The 21,634-nt window shown below is 46.7% G+C and carries 12 protein-coding genes; 6 read left to right on the top strand and 6 right to left on the bottom strand.

The window, feature by feature from the left end; genetic code table 11:
* From GL182_RS10425 to GL182_RS10410, 4 genes are all read right to left on the bottom strand, one after another.
* Positions 1–2,207 (bottom strand): HYR domain-containing protein (locus GL182_RS10425; protein ID WP_163379588.1); only part of this gene is annotated, 2,207 nt, incomplete at its 3' end.
* 652 nt (positions 2,208–2,859) lie between these two features.
* On the bottom strand, positions 2,860–4,173 hold the full coding sequence (locus GL182_RS10420; RefSeq protein ID WP_163379587.1) for a sulfatase-like hydrolase/transferase: 1,314 nt from the start codon (positions 4,171–4,173) through the stop codon (positions 2,860–2,862).
* 160 nt (positions 4,174–4,333) lie between these two features.
* Positions 4,334–6,517: a polysaccharide lyase family 8 super-sandwich domain-containing protein gene (locus tag GL182_RS10415; protein WP_163379586.1), complete on the bottom strand. Its 2,184-nt coding sequence runs from the start codon at positions 6,515–6,517 to the stop codon at positions 4,334–4,336.
* A gap of 46 nt (positions 6,518–6,563) precedes the next feature.
* Positions 6,564–6,791, bottom strand: a complete 228-nt coding sequence (locus tag GL182_RS10410) for an MbtH family protein (protein ID WP_163379585.1) — start codon at positions 6,789–6,791, stop codon at positions 6,564–6,566.
* A gap of 221 nt (positions 6,792–7,012) precedes the next feature.
* On the opposite strand from GL182_RS10410, the gene GL182_RS10405 reads away from it, so the two are divergent.
* From GL182_RS10405 to GL182_RS10390, 4 genes are all read left to right on the top strand, one after another.
* Positions 7,013–7,693 carry a LuxR C-terminal-related transcriptional regulator gene (locus GL182_RS10405; protein ID WP_163379584.1) on the top strand — a complete coding sequence of 227 codons (681 nt, stop codon included), beginning with the start codon at positions 7,013–7,015 and terminating at the stop codon, positions 7,691–7,693.
* 121 nt (positions 7,694–7,814) lie between these two features.
* Positions 7,815–13,193 (top strand): hypothetical protein, encoded by a 5,379-nt coding sequence (locus GL182_RS10400; RefSeq protein ID WP_163379583.1) that lies wholly within the window; start codon positions 7,815–7,817, stop codon positions 13,191–13,193.
* Between the two features lie 12 nt (positions 13,194–13,205).
* Complete coding sequence (locus tag GL182_RS10395; protein WP_163379582.1) at positions 13,206–17,516, top strand: hypothetical protein; 4,311 nt, start codon at positions 13,206–13,208, stop codon at positions 17,514–17,516.
* A gap of 242 nt (positions 17,517–17,758) precedes the next feature.
* Complete coding sequence (locus GL182_RS10390; RefSeq protein ID WP_163379581.1) at positions 17,759–18,244, top strand: hypothetical protein; 486 nt, start codon at positions 17,759–17,761, stop codon at positions 18,242–18,244.
* 91 nt (positions 18,245–18,335) lie between these two features.
* Here GL182_RS10390 and GL182_RS10385 read toward each other — a convergent pair whose 3' ends face one another.
* Positions 18,336–18,488, bottom strand: coding sequence for a hypothetical protein (locus GL182_RS10385; RefSeq protein ID WP_163379580.1), 153 nt, complete (start codon positions 18,486–18,488; stop codon positions 18,336–18,338).
* Complete coding sequence (locus GL182_RS10380) at positions 18,469–18,642, bottom strand: hypothetical protein (protein ID WP_163379579.1); 174 nt, start codon at positions 18,640–18,642, stop codon at positions 18,469–18,471. Before GL182_RS10380 ends, GL182_RS10385 begins: the two co-directional genes overlap by 20 nt.
* Before the next feature lie 383 nt (positions 18,643–19,025).
* Here GL182_RS10380 and GL182_RS10375 point away from each other — a divergent pair, with 383 nt between their 5' ends.
* Both GL182_RS10375 and GL182_RS10370 read left to right on the top strand, forming a co-directional pair.
* Positions 19,026–20,450, top strand: coding sequence for a TolC family protein (locus GL182_RS10375; RefSeq protein WP_205603624.1), 1,425 nt, complete (start codon positions 19,026–19,028; stop codon positions 20,448–20,450).
* A gap of 16 nt (positions 20,451–20,466) precedes the next feature.
* A complete protein-coding gene (locus GL182_RS10370; RefSeq protein ID WP_163379577.1) occupies positions 20,467–21,630 on the top strand; it encodes an efflux RND transporter periplasmic adaptor subunit in 1,164 nt (387 codons plus the stop codon).
* Positions 21,631–21,634 lie beyond the last annotated feature (4 nt).

Raw genomic sequence — 21,634 nt, 5'->3', positions numbered from 1 at the left:
TCGGCATTTGCAGTAATGGGTGCTATCGCCTCAATAACCGGAGATTCGTTATCTTCAACGGTAACCGTAAAGGTCTGTTCGGTTGCTTCATTACCGGCAGCGTCCATCGCATTTACAAAAACCGTAGTTTCTCCTGCCGGAAAGGTATATGGGGAACTGATTTCCGTACTGACCCCATCTACCAGGATGCTGAATACAGGAGATACAGAGGTATCGCAGTTGTCGGATATTGTTGCGGAAAATTCCACCGAAGCAGCACAGGTTCCAGCATCGGCAGGCGCAGTAATGGGCACTACCGCGTCAATAACCGGAGCTTCGTTATCTTCAACCGTGACCGTAAAGGTCTGCTCTGTAGCTTCATTACCGGCAGCATCCATGGCATTTACAGCCAACGTGGTTTCTCCTGCCGGAAAAGTATAGGGCGAACTGATTTCCGTACTGACTCCATCTACCAGGATACTAAATACAGGAGATACAGAGGTATCGCAGTTGTCGGAGGTGATTGCTGAAAAATCGACCGAAGCAGTACAGGTTCCAGGATCTGCAGTCACTGTAATGGGCACTATCTCCTCAATAAGCGGAGCTTCGTTATCTTCAACGGTAACCGTAAAGGTCTGTTCGGTTGCTTCATTACCGGCAGCATCCATCGCATTTACAGTCACCGTGGTTTCTCCTGCTGGAAAGGTATAGGGCGAACTGATTTCCGTACTGATCCCATCTATCATGACGGTAAATATTGGAGTGATCGTGGCATCGGAATTATCGGTAACAATTGCAGAAAAAGCTACAGATGCATCACAGACACCAACCTCGGTACTTGCGGAAATAGGTGCTACCTCCTGAATAACTGGTGTTTCATTATCAGCATTTACGTCCTGAAGTTTAACGACCCAATAATCTAAGCCGCCTTTGCTGTCTTCGCTTTTGTCGCCTGAAGCATCTGAGTCGGAATTACCTGCAAGTAGATAGGCACCGTTAGTTGTGGATAAAGTACTATAAAGATAGTCGTTTCCGCTTCCTCCGAAAATTTTATCCCAAATTTTGTTACCATTTCCATCTATTCTGACGATCCAGTAGTCCCTACCACCTATTCCTGTCTCACTTTTATCACCCGATGCCCGAGACGGTGAATAACCTCCCAATAAATAGCCTCCATCAAGGGTGTTGGTGCTACTGAAAAGCAAATCACTACTTGCTCCGCCATATGCTTTGTCCCAAATTTTATTTCCCAATTCATCAATTTTAATCACCCAATAGTCAGAATTTCCTTTACTGTCCTGACTTTTATTTCCTGATGTATTGGATTCAGAATAACCTGCCAATATATAGCCCCCTTCTAGAGCGACATTTATACTATAAAATTTTTCATTCCTATTTCCCCCATAGGTCCTGTCCCAAATTTTGTCTCCATTACCGTCAATTTTTATTATCCAATAATCATTGCCACCGTAACCGTCCTCGCTTTGATCTCCGGAGGCAGTGGTAATAGAAGTACCTCCCAACAGAAATCCCCCATCCGGAGTAATTGTGACCGCTTGAAGGTCATCAAGCCGATTTCCTCCGAAGGTTTTGTCCCAGATTTTGTTTCCGGTTTCATCAATTTTTACTACCCAGTAGTCGTAGCTACCACGACTGTTTTCACTTTTGTCACCTGAAGCCCCGGAGTTAGAATAACCTGCCAGTAAAAAGCCGCCATCATCAACGGTAGTGATACTTCTAAGAAAGTCAGTTCCAATTCCCCCGATAGTTTTGTCCCATACCTTATTTCCATCACCGTCTATTTTGATTATCCAATAATCGTCTCCACCCTTACTGTCCTCGCTTTTATCCCTCAAAGCATTGGATACGGTGTGACCAGCTAGCAAATATCCCCCATCATTTGTAGCAGAAACACTTCTAAGAAAGGTTGCGCTACCAGCTCCAAAGGTCCTGTCCCAGACTTTGTTGCCATTGCCATCTATTTTTACTACCCAATAGTCCATGGAAAAATTTCCGTCCTCGCTTTTATCTCCTGAAGCAGGAGAATTCGAATAACCTGCCAGCAAATACCCCCCATCATTTGTAGAAATGGAACTGGTAAGATTGTCATCACCGCTACCGCCAATGGTTTTGTCCCATTGGAAAGCGAATTGAGCAAAAGTTGAAAATGAAAAAAACAACAAGCTACAACTTATAGCCAGGCTCCGGGTATACGTATATATTCTCATAACAATTATCGATAAAATAAGCTACCAAAGAAAATATCTTTGGTTTAGGACCAGTATTTTTCTTTTCCGCTCAATGAAATTCAATAAATTATAAAATATTGGTCCTCGGATAATTTAGCGCAACAAGCACGGATGAATAGCTAAAATTGATGTCAAGCATCCTTTTAACAATAGTTCTTCGGTACCTCCACTTGAAATGACCTAATTCAGTTTTTTCAGTCGCCAAATAGACTGCACCAAACCAATATTTTGAAAAACAAGGTAAACCCCTTACCAAAGCCATACAATACCAAACCTTTGGTATTTTTAGGATTAAAACTTGAAATAGAGACTGGTTGGTGTAGGGAATCGGAAAAGGGGGAAGGTAGGGGAGAAAATATTTCCAATTCAAAAAAAGCGAATGCGTTTCCAAACCCCTCTTACATGCACTTCTATGTCCAATAGGATTCGAGTTTTTTCAAACCCTATAAGCCATAAAAGGAAATTTAAGGGTTTTATATCGGTTGAATTGATGGTTCCTATTTCTTCGTGATGTCGGGCTCCAAAAAATAATCATGCCCCATTAAATTCTTGTTTGTATGCACTTCTATGCCCGTATAGGGTTCCTTTTTCTAAATCACTTATAGGGTTCATTATCTTTCGCAACCGTCTACTACCGCATCTGCTTCAGCACCTTACGGAATGTGCGAATCGCTTTTTTACCGGTAGCATCCAACGCTGCAAAATCGAGCGGCCGGGTTTCCAGCAAATCGTTGCGGAGATCGTAGATTTCTCCATCGGCATAGTACTTCCAGTCGGTATCGTAGACAAAGGTTCGGGCCTTAAAATTGCCCCAATTGGGGTCGTAATGGCAGAAGACCCAGTCCCGAACTGGACCGGTGTACCCGGAATCCGTCAATTGGGGATAAAAACTGATCCCATCCTGCGGTCCAGGCAAGGCATTGGGTTTCTTGCCGGATACTTCCAGCAAAGTGGGTAAAAAATCCGTCAGGTCGATCAGGTTTTCATTTCTGCTGCCCGAAGCGACCGTGCCTGGCCAATAGGCCAACATGGGCACATGCGTTCCCAAATCGTTGGTATAGCCCTTGTTGCCGCGCAACTCCTGTCCCTTAAAACTTGTGACCACATCCCGGTCAGTGCCGTTGTCACCCACAAACAGGATCAGCGTGTTTTCGGCAATGCCCAGTTCCGCCACCTTGTCGATAATCCGTCCCACCAACTTGTCCATATAGGTCACCATCCCAGGGAAATACTGAGGATCGTTGACCCGCTTTTGAGGATCGTAGGATGCAAAATCGGGGGAACCGGGGTACGGCTCGAAGGGATCGTGGGTCAGCGCCATGGGGAAATAAGCGAAAAAGGGATCACCTGCCTGCCGCTCCACAAAATCCTCCAGGTAATCGGTAAAAAGGTCCGGCCCGTACTGCCCGTCGAACTTTTCCAGTCCACTGCCTTTGGTTTCCAACAAGGGGTCTTTGTACCGGGAACCCAGATCGCTCACCTGCCACAGCCGATAGGAATCGAAGCCGGCTTCCTCCGGCAGGCTGCCGATCTTTCCCCCGGCCAATTCCCGCTGCCGGGCATTGCCATACAGTTGCCATTTGCCCGCCACGCAGGTGGCATAGCCCTGTTCCTTCAGCCAATGGGCCATGGTTTTTTCATTGGGGTCCAGCAGGCCGAAACCGATGTAATTGCGGAAATTGTATTTCCCTGTCATGAGTTTTACCCGCGAGGGGGTACACAAGGGCATGGCATGGGCATTTTCAAATACCATTCCTCCGGCAGCCATGCGGTCCAGGGAGGGCGTTTGATGTTCAGTATTGCCATAGGCAGGCAAGACCTCATAGCCCAGGTCATCGGCAAAAATCAGGATAATATTGGGCGGCTGTTGGGCTTTAAGGGAAGGTATCGTCCCCGGTATACCCAGTAAAATGCAGAGAAGAAAGAAAAGAGAATTTGGTTTCAAAATGAGGGGAATTAATGATAAAACTTTCTTTAAACGGTTATTTTTAAGGGGTTAAGCTAACTTAAATTCGGAGATTCTCCAATGCCAACATGCATCAATCCGGGAATAATCTACTTCCGCTTTCATCGGAATAAATTCGACGCTCGGTTGGAAGGGTACCTCATTTGCCAGGTCTCAATTCCACCGTAAGGGATTGGCCTGCATAAACACCATCAGGCATTTGCATGGTGATTAGGCTGGTATTGGTGCTTCTATTCCATGTTGCCTTTACTGCCTTGGATCTTGGTTTGTATTTGCCGGGCACGCTTATTTTGAATTCGCTGTTGCTCCGACCAGGATCTGCTACGGTCAGGGATTGAATGGAATTGCCATCGTTTTTAATCAGTACAATTCCCGGCTGCTTTACGGCCACTTCGGCTCCATCGGTCAGGTAAAGGGTACCGGCTTCGTAAAATACGGCTTGCGTTTGCTCCAGGCCAGGGTGGTGCACCGCCTGTAACCGCTGATTATTTGCCAGGATGGTTAACCCGGACTGAGGAAGGGAAGCCAGTTCTTCCAGATTGATTCTTGGAGCGACCAGATAAGCATACCCGGCGTCCTGAGGCCGAATACCGTGATCGAAATAAGCCGTCAGAACTTTTTTCCGAATCTCTTTGGTGGAAACATTTTTCTGATCGGTGATGTCTGCCCAGCTTCCGCTCTCTACCTGGTTTTTAACCGTCAGATTGGGTCTGTTGGGAAACCAATATCCGACTCCATCATGGTACAGCCATTCCAAATCCTCCAGTTCGTGTTCCCCCTCAGGCAAGACCCGGGGATCGCTGTCCCGTTGCTGTACCCGAATCGGGCCCCGGAGTAACACCTGATCCACAGTGGTAGCTACGGGATGGGGCTTATCCGAAGCAATTCCGGCTCCCAGACAAACATAAACCCGGTCAAAGAAAAACCATGCCTTTTTTGCCTTGGTATCATCATGTGGACTGATAAAATCAAAGCCTACGGTCCCAAAATATCCGTCCTCTGCTGCCCCTACGAAGTCCGTCAAGCCATCCATCTGTATGTCATCGGGTCCGTGTAATTCAGGTTTTTGCAATATGGTGGTTCCGGAGATCTTTTGCCAGTCGTAAACCGGCCAGATATCATGGTATTCATTGCCTTTCAGCATCAGGTAATTCGTGCCATCTGCCCGGTGGTGGGTGGTAATGCCTGGACCATTATAGGGCATTTCCATGTTTCGGTTGCGGGTGGAAAACATCCGCACGGTCGTATAAAAATCCGGTCGCTGTAGCACAAAATGTTCTGTTTGCCAGAAAAATTTAGCAAAAGAGCGGGTAGGAGAGCGCTCCCCTTTTCGAAGCTGTATGATTTCTTCCAACTCCTCCTTCCGGTGATCGGTGCTGCGCAATAACCTTTCAATTTCTTCAGTTCCCTTCGGCTGGAAAGTAGTTTGATTGGAGATGGCCCGGTTTTTTACGCTAATGTCTTCGTATATACCGTAGACCAGTTGCTTGTAGACCCCGTCCAGGTAATAATCCACCAGCTGGTTGATCCGGTCGGTGTCAAAGGCGTAGGAAGTTCCTGCTACATAGTCTGCCCATTCACCAAAGGCATTGGCGTATTTTCCATAGCCGTAGGAGGTGGTATTATTTACCCGATCCACCCGGTGGTGAAAGCTATAGTCGTGCTGTATGCCCCGCTCTCCCGTAGAAAATTTGATTTCGTTGGCAATGATGGAAATGACCTCGTCAAAGGCTTCTTTATTTCTTGTAAAAAGCAGATTTTTAGCCAAAATACCGGCTATTACGATCCGGTCTCCGCTGGGACGTGCGCCAGAGGCCTCCATATGAGCCCTGCCAATGATGGGTTGGGCTTTATCCACCAAATCCTCCGGTAATTCATCCCCCATCAGAAGCATCAGGTTGACCAGGTTGGTGGGGGTGGTGATTTGGTTGTTGTGCCAGTTATCTCCCACAAAATCATGGTTTACCCAGTATTTTAGCGATAGGGTGATCTTTTCTTTTAAGGCCTGATCCTGATAAAAAGCAGAGGAGGCTTTGGAATAAGCTTTTGCCAGGTAAACCAGGTCTCCGGTATGTTTTCTGTGAGGAAACCCTGCTGTTCTACTCAGATCCTGGTAATCGATTTCAGGGAAGGAGCCATCTGGGTTCATCCGATTCAGGATATTTTTCACCTGTTGTTCTGAAATTTCTGATTTCAGCAATTCGGCTACTACCCGGCTCCGGATGGTGTCCAGCTCACTGGAAAGGCAGGTGAAAGATTGGAGCAGGAATAGTAAAATGACCGACAGCCAAAAACTCCCTGAGCCTGTCGAAGGTAATCTCATGGTTTTGTTATTTTGGGTGAATAATGATAGGGCAGGAAGACTTAAATCATGGCTCTTTCTGCTGATTTTTCTGTAAGGCTTCCATTTTTTTTCTTAAAGAAAGTGGCCGCATATCGGTCCATATTTCTTCTATGTGATCCAGGCATTCCTGTTTACTCCCTTCTTTTCCTTCGGCCTGCCACCCGAGAGGAATTTCCCGGTTGGCAGGCCAGATGCTGTATTGTTCTTCCTGGTTGAATACTACCCGAAAAACTGTATTATCATCTTCCCACATATAGACTTGATTTAAATTTGTCTTTTAAATGTACGTATTAATCAAAAATTTGCAAGCCAATATTCTGTTAAAATATGAAAGTAGGAGATAAGTGTTGGTAACGGCAGTATAAAAAAACTTTTTGAGTACGTTGCCCGTCAAGTACCTGTTTTTCCGATATATTGTTTATCTTTAGGTATAATTACTTGAATTAAAATTCCTTAGTTTTTTACACTGAACGGATGATATCAGGAAATGAGATAGGTCCAACTACTTTGCCCCAATTGTCATCGGGGCAAATCCAGGCACTTTTAAGTTGCTGTGAAGGTGAAAAAAATCTGATGGTCAGTGTGTTCGATAAAGGGAAGAAGGAGTTTTTGTACCTCAATGACTCGTTTAATACCATTTTGGGATACAGCAAACAGGAAATGGTGCGTGGGGGTTGGGATTTCTGGTTTCAAAAAATCAAACCGGAAGAATTGCCAGGAATCCGTTCCCTGTTTGAATCTATCATACAAAACCCTGAATTTTTTAATGAGCGCAGTTCCATTCCCACCTTTTCCTATCACATACAGGATACCTACCGAAAATGGTACCTGGTCCAACACCAGATTTCACTTTTAATCAATTCATGTAATGAACTGTTGATTAGTTATTTATATGATTTTTCAAATAAAGAAAAGATTGAAAATATTTTTTCCCGTCTCCGGTATTCCGTTCAGCAAAGATCCTGTGAAATATCAAACAGAGAAAGGCAGGTGCTGAATTTGATTGGGGAGGGCTATTCCTCCAAACAAATTGCCGAAAGGCTTTTTATCAGTATTCATACGGCCATCACTCACCGCAAGCATCTGATTGAAAAATTTGCTGTTAAAAACACGGCCCAACTCATCAAGGAAGCTTCCAAATCGGAATTCATTTAAAAATCCCCATAAATGGGGATTGTGGCTTTGTCAGGATTCAGGTAATTTTATTTTTCCTGTTGAACTGTTTTGTAATCAGTCCATTACAGAATTTTATTTTTCAAGCCAGCAAACCTTTTCCATGAAAAAGCCAAATCCCAAATTAACCGGATTGATCGGTCATTTGAATCTGAAAACTACCGCAGAAAAGAATGCCTCTCTTCAATTAACTTCCCTTTTGTCCAGAACTGACCTGGAAGCAAGCGAATCAACTATCCGTGCGAATCCCTTTTCCATTGAAAAATCGGATCTTTTTCAGGCAGATTCCATCAGTAAATCCCAAATGAAGGCCATCCGAAACATTGAAAAGGCCAGAAAAAAGAAGGATCCGGATACACAATTTAAAGTTTTTCGCCGAGAGGTACCCCTTAAAGACCCTTTGATACCCCATTCCGTATCCGACTGGTCGGCAGGTGCTAAGGTGGATGAAACCATAGGCCCCTTTAAAAATAAAGATGGCAGGCAGTTTTGGTTTGATTTTTTACCCATTGGTACCTTTACGGCCCTTTACAAGCAGGGTATAACGTCACCCATCTTACTCTTTCAGGGAAAAAAGATGGTAGAAAAAGTGCCTGCCAAAGGAAGGGCACCGATCCGGCAGCAGCATCAATACAACCTGGGTAAGGGTGGCATCTGGATCAATGCCAGGCTATTTTCCCCGAATGCCCCGGAAGGAACATTTACCGGATTGACCATCAAGTCGGGAATCATAAAAATGAGCCAGGCGGCCAAAACCATCAATAAGAAGTTAACATTGCCTGCAAATGCGGGTATCGATGTTTCCTTAAACCTGGATCAACAAGAAGTTAAGGCAATAAACCAAAAGAGCCCCTATGGGAAGGCCGCTGCCAATATGGTACTGAATCTTCCCGCAGGTCTGGATTTTAGTATCGTTGGAAATACGGCATCCATTTCCAGAATAGGAAAAGGAAGTTGGCAATTAATGGGTCAGAAGGTGAATTTCAGCTGGCAAAAAAATCTATCCCTGAGCTATCATCCTTTGCTCCAAAGAATCTTGATTCCCTTCAAGGCTTCCGCTTCGGAATTGGAAGTACAGCAAAATGAGTCAGATTTCAACTTCTTAAGCCATAAGGCTCCCATAGAAAATAGCGGCTGGTTGCTGCCGGTTACCCTCCTGGACCTCCAACAGCCAACGCTACCGGAAGGGACAGGCCAGCTATATGTGCGTACCGGTCCTGGTCTGAGCAATTCATGGGTAGGCCTGCAAGGAAGCGGTTTCAAGCTTTCCCAAACGCATGTATTGGCCAGCCCGGGGCAGCTGCTCTTGGTGGATTTCAGCGTCTCCAATCCACATGCCAGCCAGGAGCTTGAGTTGTGGAAGGAAGCAGATCAATTGATACCTTCCCGGGTGCGCCTGACATTTCCTCAGGCAGGCCCTTTGATTTACCTGACGCATGCCAATGGCAATGAACTGCTGATGCGATTTTGTGATGCAGACTTTCAGGTAGACCGTCCGGTCAAGGTAGATGGTACGCCACCGGCGCTGCAATCCAGGCATTCCCTGCTCATGTTATCTGCTACCCCCGCCAACCGATTGGTTTACTTGTTTGACGACAACCTCATTGCTGATACCGGAGAAATAAAGAACCAGGATCCATACCTTCCGGAACAAATGGCGCTGGCGATGAGCAATGCCCTCTTCAAAGTCACCCAGCCTAATGGATGCCTTTTATTTGGTGAGTTGAATGAAAGTTTTTCCAAGGTAGATGAAGGATTTTTATTCCTTTCCTTTGGCCTGTTGGCTTATATCCCCACCTTACCTGATCCCTATGCAGCCAATCTGGGATTGATCAGGAGACAGTTCAGGGAAAGTACAGGCCAGACAGGAGCAGCTGGAACCAATTTGCAAGGCTGGCTTATAGGAAGAACGGCCTGGTCTGCCGGTGAATCCGGGGATCAGGTATCGGTTTCTTTTCATTTTTCACCTTTGGAGCAGCTTTTTGCTGGCATTTCCTTTGACCAGCCGGCGGAAAATCCGGATCCGGTCCCGGAAATTTCCGGACCTGGAAATCTTTCTGCCATTTCTGAAAACCCTCCCTTTTCAGTTTCTGCAAATTCTGATTTGGATAATCCCGGAAGCAAGCTTTCCGCCATGCGTTTTTCCCAAAACCTGAACCAGTCGGATACATTAAAATCAGCTAATTTTACAGGAGTTGCTGCACGGGCCGACAGTTCTGCACCGAAACCGTTGCCAGATTACGGGAGCCAATGGGATAAGGACACTTCCCGATACAGAAGAGATGTCTTTGCCCTTTTAGATGTCAGCACGAATGCAGATCTGTTTGGGATCAGCTTTGACCTTTTAAACCGGCGGGAATTCCGTGTGGACACGGAGAGGGATCCAACCACAGGTGAAGTTTCCTATAGCTTCTTTTCGCTTCAGGTGCAGGGCCTGGACGTGGTCAGTGCCGGAGAAAACGTACGTGCCTTTACCGTTCCTCAAATTTCCTGGGAACCTGTCATCAATTTAACCCCTCCTGATGGCTCCACACCTGGAGATCCTGATGGTGGCTTCATTTATTATCCGGATGATGGAGGGCCGACACGGATCGCCAACAATAGCGGGGAAAAGGTAACCCTGGCACCGCTTCCTTTAACCGATTTTCTCTTGGAAAAGCGTAATTCCGAGTCGGATTTCAAGGCTTTTTCGTTTTTCACCCTGCCCTTTGGGATGAAAGCAGCAGCTTTGCTTACAGAAAATTATCGGTTTGATAATGTGGACAGAACGGGAGGGAATCTAAAGGAAACCAAAATCAATTTTGACGGTGAAGTGCAGTCTAGTCTCCAATTGCGCATGGATGCGGGTATCCCTCTGAGGGAGGGAGATAGCAAGATGTTTATGGGTAGTACCGTACAAATTAACAATGTATTGGATTTTCTGGGTAATGCTACCGGAAACAGCACCCTTGGGGGAAGTGTAACGGAAATTTTTAATCGGGAATTTTTTTACGACAGCAACTATCCCTTTGAGTTGTATAAGCAGCGAGGGGTGCCGGTTACCCGTATGGACCTGAGTGGTTATGGTGCCAATATGTTTAGCAATTGGCTGAATACCAAAGCCGCAGTGGCAGAAACCAGCCAGGCCAAATTTGACGTCATGATGGGCCGCTGTTCCCATGAAATCATCCAGGTAAAAAGCATACTGTATCCCTGGGCCATAAAAGTAGTGCGAACCATCACACTGTTCAGGGTTAGTTCGGGGTATGTCTATCGTTTCGACAGTGGCTGGCGGGCAGAAAGCGATGGTAAATTTGATTTCAGGTATTTTTACTACAAACCCAACCCCGCCTTTCCGGGAGGTCCTCCTGAAAATCCGGAACCCCAGCTTATTGCTATTGAAAAAATGGCCGAACTTGATATCCATCCCGGCTTGATAAAGGGTTTATTCAACGTGTCGAACATTGTTGAAACCCAGGAGGTGGCACCCTTTAACGAAAACGTACTTTTCGAAGAATCGGTAGACCAGGAGGGCATGGAAGTTAAAACACCCAAAAATTTCGACGTCAGTCTTCAACCGGTGTATTTTGATGCCGATGTGGATATTGAAGGCGTAATTTCAGGAATGCAAACCAAACCCACGTCAGAAGGAGAAAAAGCATTGGTTCCCTCCAGTAGAATTCTGGGCTTTGTCCAGCTGGGTCCCAAAGGTTTTCCGTTAAACGATACCGCTCTGCGCCTGTTGGTGCAGCGGCAGGGGACGATTGGTGGTGCCATCGACTGTGAAGTAGACCTGGTAGGCAGCCATCAGAAAATGCGTTTCAGCCATTTTGATTTTAACAATTCCTTTGATGAAAATGGATCTGACCCGGTTTTTTGTGTAGCAGGGAGGGGAAACGTGTTGCTGCCCAAAGATGGTAGCTGGTCCATGGTCAAACATGAGCGGGCCAATGGAGAAATCAGTCCTGTGCCTCCCAATTTTGGTATCCCGGTAATTCGCCCGGGAAAGGTTATCAAAGATGGAGAAGGTGTAAAAATAAATCTTCCGGCTGCTACGGTACTTACGCGATTGGCAGAGCCATTGGAACTGTTGCGACAGCCGGTAAATGGTACCATCAATTATGGGTTTTTGCAAAGTACCGACACCCAGAAAGCCTTGTTGCTCACCCCTTCTTTTCAGCAGGGACTGAATAAACTCCTCAGCAAGACCCCTCCATTGTTTGTGGATGCCTTCCGAATTGTCAACACCAAAGGCATATTCCCCAATATCGGTGCAGGGGATGATTTCTCAGCTGAAACCCTGGGTGAAGCCATCCTGATGAAGAAAAACGGATCCTTTCCTTTTGATTTGAATACATTACAGGATCTGGGTCAGGATGTATTTGAACTGATGGATGTACAGGATACGCTGAATGGCATCAAGGAACAAGGCTTACAGTTGCTTCACAATCCGGAAGAAATGTTTGACCTGCCCACCGAATTTGAACTGATAGATGTGGGCGAGGGAAATTTCAGGATTTATATTGAATATGCCAAAAAAGACAAGAATGGGAATGTGGAGGAGCCCGGGTCTTTGGATTTTGATATCAATTCGGTGGCGGAAAGCTGGAAAAGCAAGATGAACAACATCGGCCTGGTCATTGACCTGGCAGGTATAAAGCGTCTGATGACCATTCGGGGCAATTGGGACTCAGAAAATGGGAAAGAGGCTACCTATCCAAAACCGGACCTTGAATTTGCACCTGAACTGGATCCGTTGGTAGACTTATTGGAAATCCTGCAAAGCCTGCAGGAAGGTGACTATGGAGCTGCTGTTCAAAACGGCCTGCAACTGGCCATGAGCAATAAAGCTGGAAGTTGGGAATATAAATTTGAAGCTTCCAAGGAAATTCCTGTTATCCGTTTTCCCATACCTGATGCCGTATACAATGATCCCAACACCCCATTTAAGTTGGAAGCCGGCCTGAAGATCGGTGCCTACTTCAATGCTGCGCTCAAGGTAACCACTGATGCCAATGAACTGCTTCCCTCCGCCGGTGGAGTACTTGGCTTTTATGGCCGGTTGTCAGTCATGTGCGTGTCCATTTCAGCGGCTACCATTTATGCCATAGGGCAGGCAGATGTTGACATTGCTGCAGACACCAAGCTTGGACCTTCCTTACGGATGAAGTTTGGCTTTGGGGCCCAAATTGTGGTAGGCCTGCCCGTTGCTGGAAATGTAAGTGTGTTGTTTGTTGTAGGGGCTGAGATATTTATAGCTGAGGGCATTGTACAGGTTTCTGCCTTTCTGCTTTTTGAGGGACATGCGGAGATTCTGGGTGGGGTGGTGTCCATTACCATACGCATCGAAGCCAAAGGTACCTATGCCAAAAAATCCCTTGGCGGCGGCGCCTCACGTACCGATTTGCAATGCCAGGTTACCTTCGGACTGGATATCAGCATTGCCTTTATCATCAATATCAGTTTTACCGAATCCTGGCAGGAACAGCGCCGGATTGCTTAATTTCTTTTTACCATGAATCCCAACCAGAGACTATCCATCATGACATTTCCGCAATATTTTGACGGAAACGCATTGCAGGTAAATGTTGTGGTTATTCCCAGAGACCATAACCCATTGAATCCAATTATTGTAGGGCAGGAACCTGCCATTCCTGATGCAACTGAAGCATTTGCGGATGCGAACTTTTCGTTTGGCGCCCAGCTGATACAGGGCTTTGCAGCCAACCCGCTACCGCAACCCCAGCCTTTAAATCAAGCCATCCCGGTAAACACCAGCGCTCCCGCAAACCCCAGGGAGATCTTTGAAGCCATGGCCAACCACCTGCAGATACTGGATGTAAATATGCTTAACAGCAATGCAGCTTTGAGCAGTATTCCGCAGTCAAGGCAATTTGAGGCGCCCCGTGCGCGGAACGTTACGGTTTACAAACACCTGCCCAAGACCTTTCTAAAAGCTACCGGATTGAAAGCCATCAAAAGCAAAAATGCCTTTACGGATGACACCTACCATTGTGCAGTAAAGGCGGCTAATTTTTACCAGGGCTTTCAGCAAAGTGGTCCCGCTATCAGTTGGGGAAAGGTATTTGCACATATTTTACGTCAACCCTTGCTAGCCAGGGCAGCGGGATTCATCTATTCCTTCGAATTACCTATTGCAGCCGATACTTTTCCAGAGGGTGGATTTTTGTACCTGGACCTGGGCAGTGGAAGCAGCTTTAGCCCGCAGTTTGCCGCGGACGATACTTTTATCAAACGCTATGCAGCCCGGATTCCCATTTTAAGACCCGGGGAGCCCCGGCAGGTTTTTGCCCCACTGCTGTACCCTGTGTTGAGCGTTCACGATGGAAATTACGATGAATTGTTTATCGAGACGGCCATTTATGATGACGGTTTCGCCAAGACAGTGCATTGCCACCAGGCACCCCACCGTGATCCCCTGGTCGAAGAAGCTGATGGATCTTACCCATTAATGGATTCAGGGATTCAACTGGGTTGGGATGATTTACAATTGCTTGATTGGTATATCCGCCAGCTGGCGGTTGATCCCAGTGTGGCTGGTCCTGTCCAGAGGCTGGACGCACCCTTGGGAATCAATGGCTTTGTGATCGATGTGCGGCAACAGGCAGCAGAGGGGGAGGAACCGGGAGAATGGGAGTCCCTGAATTGGGTTGAGAACCGGAATACGTTCAGCCTGAGCCGAAATCCGGCAAACCCGGAGGATGCCATTGTACTGGGAGATTTTACCGGTAACTTACCTTATCAGGTATATCCTACCCAACTGGACGGGACAGAGCAAGTCACCGGTCAGCCACAGCCTTATTGGTTGCCCATGTATTTTGCAAACTGGACCGGCCACAGCATGGTACTGCCAGACGAAGATGCCGCCACAGTATACCAGACCACTAATCCCAACCTGGATGCCGACCCGGATGGACAGCCGGCAAATGATAAAGATGGCAATCCTGTGTCCACCGGTACAGGTGTTACCGGGGCTGCTCAAAACCAACTCAATCAAATCTATCAGCCGGGCCCTGTTAGTGCTCAGCTCCGGTATGGCAGAAGTTACGAATTCAGGGTGAGGATGCAGGATATCAGTGGTGGAACCCCCGCCATTGAGCGGCAACCCATTAACGAGACCCCTTCGGACATCGGGTTTTGCAGGTTCAAGAGATTTATTGCTCCGATTCAACCCCGAATCCTGGAAATTGAGGCCAATCCGGAAGCCATGCCAGGGGATGAACATCCGGTAACCGGTGTGGATGGACCCAATCAATTGGAAGCCCTTACCATTCGCAGGCCTAAATTAGGTTATCCTGCAGTAGTGTATACAGGTAAATATTCGGATCCCATTGGAAGACTTACGGCACAATCCAACCTGGGTCTTAGCCCCGAAGCAGGGGATGCAGAACATCGGGTCGGATTGGGCATAGCGGATCCAGATGTGGACCGTCTGGAAATCACCGTAGAAATAGCCACCTTAAAACTGGACAAGTTGGACAGCCTGAATGGGAAGGATGATTATGTCCACCTTTACACCACCTATCGGTATTTTCCCGACATTGGGGGAGATGAAGACCAGTATGAAGCCAGCCTGAATATCCCCATTGTTTACAGGGATATTCAAGGTACAGATAAGGTTCTGCATACCGGAGAAACCTTAAACCTCGCCCAGGATCTGGGCCTGGATCAGGATATTGATGATTTAAGTGAATTGGTTTTACCTACCGCAAGGGTAGCCAGGTTGACCATCAGGGCAGTTTGTGAGGAAAAAGAAACAGCTTCCCAAACCGAGGCGTATTATGGGGTCTTGGATGTCGGAAACCCCACATTGGATGTTCGCTTCGGAGCATCATTCTCTGTGCTTCTGTACCAGCCATCCGAAGACGAAACGCAACTACTTGTTCAAACAGCCGGTATTCCTGCCCTTCAGGGATTGTACATGCGCCCCGATGCTACCACGGTATTTGACGGAACCTGGAATACCCTGCTATTCGGCAAATCAATAGAAAATCAAAATAGCAATATTCAACAGCTTGCTGACCGGCTAAACCTGGAAAGCAACGGCTTAACCCTGTATGCACCCAAGGGAAAGCGGGTGGTTTTTGGCTGCAGCAGCCGCATCCGGCACAGCCTTGCTCCGGATGGATCTTCCATCACCTTTGCATCAAAAGGAGATTTGTATAACCACTGGATTTGTTGCCTGAACTATGAACTGGACCGGGATTGGATGTGGGATGCACTGGATACCGAAGCTTTTTGGGTGAGAAGATCCAAAAAATTCACTCATGATGCCGGTACCGGTGAAACAGACGTAAGGGTAGGAATCCTTAAAATGATCCGTACGGCCTCATTTGAATCATTGGATGGCCCGCAAAGGAATAGCAGTCAATTGGTGTTTTTTGATGCCGTAGAACCCAAGCGGGATGATGATACTGCCTTTCCGGATACCATTGACCTGAGCTACCATCTTGAAGCCCGATTCAAGCCTGAGCATGGGGCCACAAGCGATACCCTGGAAACCATTGAGATGACGCTGCCCATTACCAGCCCCCCGTCCCAGGTGCCAAAAATCGTTTCGGCAGGCTATGCCTTATCCCCCTATTTGCGGGATGAAAAGTATGAAAACAGTGAATCCAGAAAGCGTTATTTGTGGATCGAGTTTGAACAATCGGTGAAAGATCCTCAGGATTGTTATTTTGCCCGGGTCCTGGCACAGGCACCGGATCAATTGATCAGCAATAACCATCCTTCTTTGTTTTTAGCTCCGGAAGAGCCCCCGCTGCCGATAGATCCGGAACTCCTCCGCATTGTTTCACCTGCATCATCCAATGATTTGGCAGGACTGAATGCCATGCAACCCATGGTGAAAAGCAAAGATAGCGATGTACATTATATCCTGCCCCTGCCTCCCGGACTGCATGCCAATAGTGACGAAATGTTTGGTTTTTTTACCTATGAATTTCGGTTAGGGCATTTTGAGCGGCCTCCAGCTGCAGAAGGTGCGGCCGGAGAGAAGGTATGGACCACCGCCCAGGGCCGCTTTGGCCGGCGGTTAAAAATGCAGGGAATCCAGCATCCGGCACCTGCCTTATCCTGCATGCCCAACAGGGATAAAGATAAAGTCTGGGTCACTGCACCCTATGCGGTAGCAGTTCACAAGGGAAAAAATGTAACGGCAAATCCCCCCAGAACCGGATTATGGGCCTTGCTGTATGCGCAGGTGAAACGGGTGGATAATCAGGATTACCGAAATATTTTATTGGATGACCGCCCCCTGGATTGGCGGATTCAGGTGAGTAGCTCCACTCAGGAGAATCCTTATGCAAGCTATACGGAAAAGGAATTACACCTGCTCAACCAGGTTGCTGTAAAGATCTCAAAAGGGCTGGGTGGAATTTCCTACTCAGGCAACTATCTGAAATTAAAGACTGCAAGCCAAAAAAACCTGCATTCCACTAAATTTGGTACCACCGTCTGGAACAATAGCGAAATCAGCCAATTTCTCCAACTGTATGGTTTACCCAGGGATGCATCCCTGAGCGTGGTAGTGGTAGAGGTCTTGCCTCATATAAAAAATATTTTTGACCATGTTTCCGGACTGGAGGATTCCCTTGTGGCCCAATCTACCAGTAATTTTATGAGTGCCGGTCAAAGAGCATCCTTTAATCAAAGCTACAAACAGCGATATGGCTCGAATGTTTCCAATGCCAGCACTGCAGTACCTAACAACAGTCCGGTAAGTGATGAACTGGGGCATCACCGCATATTGCGTACTTCCCGTTTGACCAAGGTGCCGGATATTTGCTGTACGGACTGCGATTAAAAAGAATCAGGCTCTTTTAAAAAAGTATTTCATTACCTGGACTTTTCTTTCCATACCTTTCCCCGACAGGACCTGGCTCGGCAGCGGAATGGTTCAGGGAATTGGACGATTCAAATTTTCCGGTTTATCTTAAAAAAAATAAAAATGAATTTGCCGGTTATTTTATTGCTCAAAACAATTTAATTTCACCAACTTCAAGTCGGAAATGTCCTGATGAATTGTAAACCAATCGAACAAAGTCTATGCAAATCCCCAGTTTAAGCTCCTTAAAAAAAGAACTTCAACATAAGGACCCAAAAGAACTGATTGATTTGATTTTGCACCTGAGCAAGCTCAGCAGGGACAACAAGGCTTTTCTATATTTTAAATTATTCGATACGGAGGATTCTTCATTGTTTATCGATTCCTTGAAGGAAGAGTTGGAAAGTGCTTTTTATAAAGCCAACACAAGTAATTACTACCTGGCCAAGAAAGCCGCTCAAAGCGTTCGGCGGATCCTCAACAAAAACTTGAAACTGACCAAAGACCCCATCGCAAAAATTGAATTAATTGCTTTCTTTTGCCAGAAGCTTGAGGAACTGGGGTATTTGGATTACCGGCATCCTGTCATTAACAACCTGTATGCGCTGCAGGTGGGAAAAATAGAAAAGTTACTTGCTCAATTGCACGAAGACCTGCAATTTGATTATCGGGAACTGTTGGAAGTGCTCAAAAAACCAATACGTTAAACCCGAAAATCATACAAGGACGGTAGACACAAGCCGGCAGAATAGTTTTCTCTATTTTCTTCATCAGGGAAGCCTATTTATAAATCAAAGCCTATCTATACCAGACCTGCTCATCCAATCCCCTGGGCCCGTAAACCGGAGGGGGATCTCCTGCTTCGATGCCACCCAAATCAGGGGCTTCACCATTATGGTCCGTGTTTATATTGGGGATAGGAATACCTTCATCAATGGCTTTTCCACTCAAATCCCAGGTTCAAAAGGGTAGGAGGTTCGGTAATGAATGCTCCGGAAGACACTGCATCCTGGGCAAAAAGCCCATAGCTACAGCTAACAAGCAATATTACAAGTGAGTGGAATAGGATTTTTGAAGGGATCAATCGCAGGTATTTGGGTTTCATGGCAAATTTTTTAGGGTAAGGTAAATATTTAACAGCAATTATTAAAGTCGCTATCGGAAAGGGAGGCTAAAAATTTGGAAGCATATCCTTCTTGTTGGAAATCTGGTAAGTGGATTGATTTTACCCGCATTCTGAGAAAAATGGGATGCATAGATGATATGAAATTCAAATTTCCTTCAGAATGTGGCCTTACTTTTCAAAAATGCCCGGTTAATAATGTTTCTTCTATCCAGGAAAATGACTGTTCTTTCAGAACCCTTTCGGAGCCGGATAGAAGGTTTTTTTGAGGATAAGGAATGAAAAACAATGTTATGATTACCTGGTGTTTTTTACTAACTTCATAAAAAAATAATATTCCATTGCCCTACAAACGACGGTCAACATTGTTTTTTACTTCAATTAAAGAGGAAAAGCCTTTGCCTGGTCTTCCAATTATAATACTCCTACTCTTTCTGGGAATAGCCTCATCTTGCGGGAATAAAGTGACCACTACGGATCTTCCCGTCTCGGTCCCTGAGGACTATACCCTACCTACTGGTGAGGCTGATCTTGAGGAGGAATGGTGGTCCTCTTTTGGGGATTCTACCTTGAATGCTTTGGTAGATAGTGCTTTAATGCATAACCTGGAATTAAGAGGTTCCTGGTATCAGGTAGCACAGGAAGCCAGTAATGTGGCCATCATCGCATCTGAAAGGGTGCCCCAGGTATTTTTAGAGCTTCAGGGAGGTGCCAGTCGGCCGGTTCCTGATTTCGTGGGTGGTGAAAATACGCAATTATCCCTACGAAGCAGCTATGAAGTGGACCTTTGGGGCAGGGTAAAACAGAGTAAACTGGCAGCAGAAAGCCGGCTCAGAGCTACTTTTCTCGATTACCGGACCTTGGGCATCAGCATTGCCGGAGAGGTAGCACTCACCTGGTTTTCCATGCAAGCTTTCCAGGAGCAGCTGGACCTGATCCGGGAACAAACGGAATACAACGAGCAGGTGTTAGCTTTGATCCGCGTCAGGTTTGCCAGTGGGCAGGTCAGGGGAGTCGATATTTTACGTCAGGAGCAACTGATTCAAAACACTCAGGAACAGGCAACGGCCATTGAAATAGAAGTGAAAACCCTTCGAAACCGATTGGCAGTCTTACTGGGTGCTGTACCGGGTAGTCTTAACCTTCCACAAGATGGCAAACTTCCGGAATTAAGTCCTATGCCGGATGCAGGGTTGCCCATGGAATTGATCAACAGGCGCCCTGATGTCCAAAGTAGCTTTAATCGTTTGGAAGCCGCAGATAGGGAGGTAGCGGTAGCCATCAGCAATACCTATCCCCGGCTGAGCTTTAATTTTACAGGTGCCCTGAGATCCAATACACTCACCAACCTGGTAGAGTCGCAAGCAGCATCTATCACCAGCAGCTTGCTGATGCCGCTGTTTTATGGCGGTAGGTTAAATGCGGAAAAGGAGCAGGCAGAATTTTTCCGGGACCAGCAGGTGCAGCTTTATGGACAAACGGTTTTGCAAGCCCTTCAGGAAGTTGAGGATGCCATGATTAGGGAAAACCTTCAAAAAGATCGTATCGGCTACCTGGAAAATCAGTTGGATCTGGCAGAAAGGGCCTTTCAACAATTGCGGGTAGAATATTTGAACGGATCCATCGCTTACCTGGATGTACTGGTCAGCCTGGATCAAATGCAGCAATTGAAAAGAGACCTGGTCAATGCCGAACTGAATCTGCTTTTGTTTCGGCTAGCGCTTTACCGTGCTTTGGCTGGCGGATTTGAGACACCTATTGAAAATGGGGGAAAATTTAACCTGAATTAAAATAAAATCCCGACAAATGACGAAAAAGAAAACCATATGGATCAGCCTGGGATTATTAGCCATTTGCAGTCTGATAGTCATGATTTTTATCTGGACAGCACCGGAAGCCGAAATGGAGGGGGCCTCTAAAACCACCGCCATGCTGGTGGATGTAGTGGAGGCTGAAAGAGGAGATTTCACTCCCTCGGTGGTGGCCACGGGGATTGTTCAACCGGCTACAGATATTTCTCTGAGCAATCAGGTAGGGGGTGAGGTCACTCAAATTGCCTCTCAATTTCTTCCCGGAGCCTATGTGAAAAAGGGCGATTTGCTACTTCAGATCAATCCTGCGGATTTTGAAAATACCCTCATGCTACGGAAAAGTGACCTGGCATTGTCCCAATCAGACTATGAGGTGGAACTGGGCCGGCAGGATGTGGCTCAGAAGGATTATGAACTCATCGGGGATGAGCTTTCTCCGGAAAACCGGAACCTGGTCTTGCGAAAGCCTCAGCTGGAGGCAGCAAAGGCCAATGTGGCAGCTGCCGAAGCGGCTGTGAATCAAGCCAACCTGGATTTACAAAGGTCCAGTATAAGGGCACCCTTCGATGCCCATATCCTTTCCCGAAATGTTAATCTCGGTTCACAAATAGCCCCCGGGTCGGACCTGGGAAGGTTAGTTGGCATAGATGAGTATTGGGTAGTGGCTAACGTACCGCTGTCTAAAGTCAATTGGCTGGATGTGGGAGAACAAACCGATGGGTCCGGGGCTGCCGTCAAAATCGTGCATCCTGCGGCCTGGGAACCCGGACAATTCAGGGAAGGGCAGGTATCCCGTCTGGTAGGTGCTTTGGATAACCAAACGCGGCTGGCAAGGGTAATCATTAGTGTGAAAGATCCGTTGATGCGCAGGGCTCCGGACCCTGACACACCCCCACTTATCATTGGTACCTTTGTAGAAGTGCAGATTGAAGCCCGTACACTGGAAAATGTAATCCGCCTAGACCGCCAATACATAAGACCTGGAAATACCGTTTGGGTCTTCCAGGAGGGGGAATTGGATATTAGGGAAGTAAACATTCTATTTGAAGATCGGGTTTATGCCTATATTGATAAGGGACTCGAAGGCAACGAGCAAGTAGTGGCAACTGATTTAGCCACCGTAGTAAGCGGATCGCCGCTACGCCTGGATGAAGATTAAAAAA

It is taken from the genome of Cyclobacterium sp. SYSU L10401 (genome assembly GCF_010993705.1).
Classification (GTDB): domain Bacteria; phylum Bacteroidota; class Bacteroidia; order Cytophagales; family Cyclobacteriaceae; genus Cyclobacterium.
Note: the sequence above shows the minus strand (reverse complement) of the source record. Positions and strands in the feature narration are given on the sequence as shown.

Coding starts and splice junctions, on each gene's coding strand:
- GL182_RS10415 (WP_163379586.1), bottom strand. CDS start 6,517: ATGAGATTACCTTCGACAGGCTCAGGGAGTTTTTGGCTGTCGGTCATT.
- GL182_RS10410 (WP_163379585.1), bottom strand. CDS start 6,791: ATGTGGGAAGATGATAATACAGTTTTTCGGGTAGTATTCAACCAGGAA.
- GL182_RS10405 (WP_163379584.1), top strand. CDS start 7,013: ATGATATCAGGAAATGAGATAGGTCCAACTACTTTGCCCCAATTGTCA.
- GL182_RS10400 (WP_163379583.1), top strand. CDS start 7,815: ATGAAAAAGCCAAATCCCAAATTAACCGGATTGATCGGTCATTTGAAT.
- GL182_RS10395 (WP_163379582.1), top strand. CDS start 13,206: ATGAATCCCAACCAGAGACTATCCATCATGACATTTCCGCAATATTTT.
- GL182_RS10390 (WP_163379581.1), top strand. CDS start 17,759: ATGCAAATCCCCAGTTTAAGCTCCTTAAAAAAAGAACTTCAACATAAG.
- GL182_RS10380 (WP_163379579.1), bottom strand. CDS start 18,642: ATGAAACCCAAATACCTGCGATTGATCCCTTCAAAAATCCTATTCCAC.
- GL182_RS10370 (WP_163379577.1), top strand. CDS start 20,467: ATGACGAAAAAGAAAACCATATGGATCAGCCTGGGATTATTAGCCATT.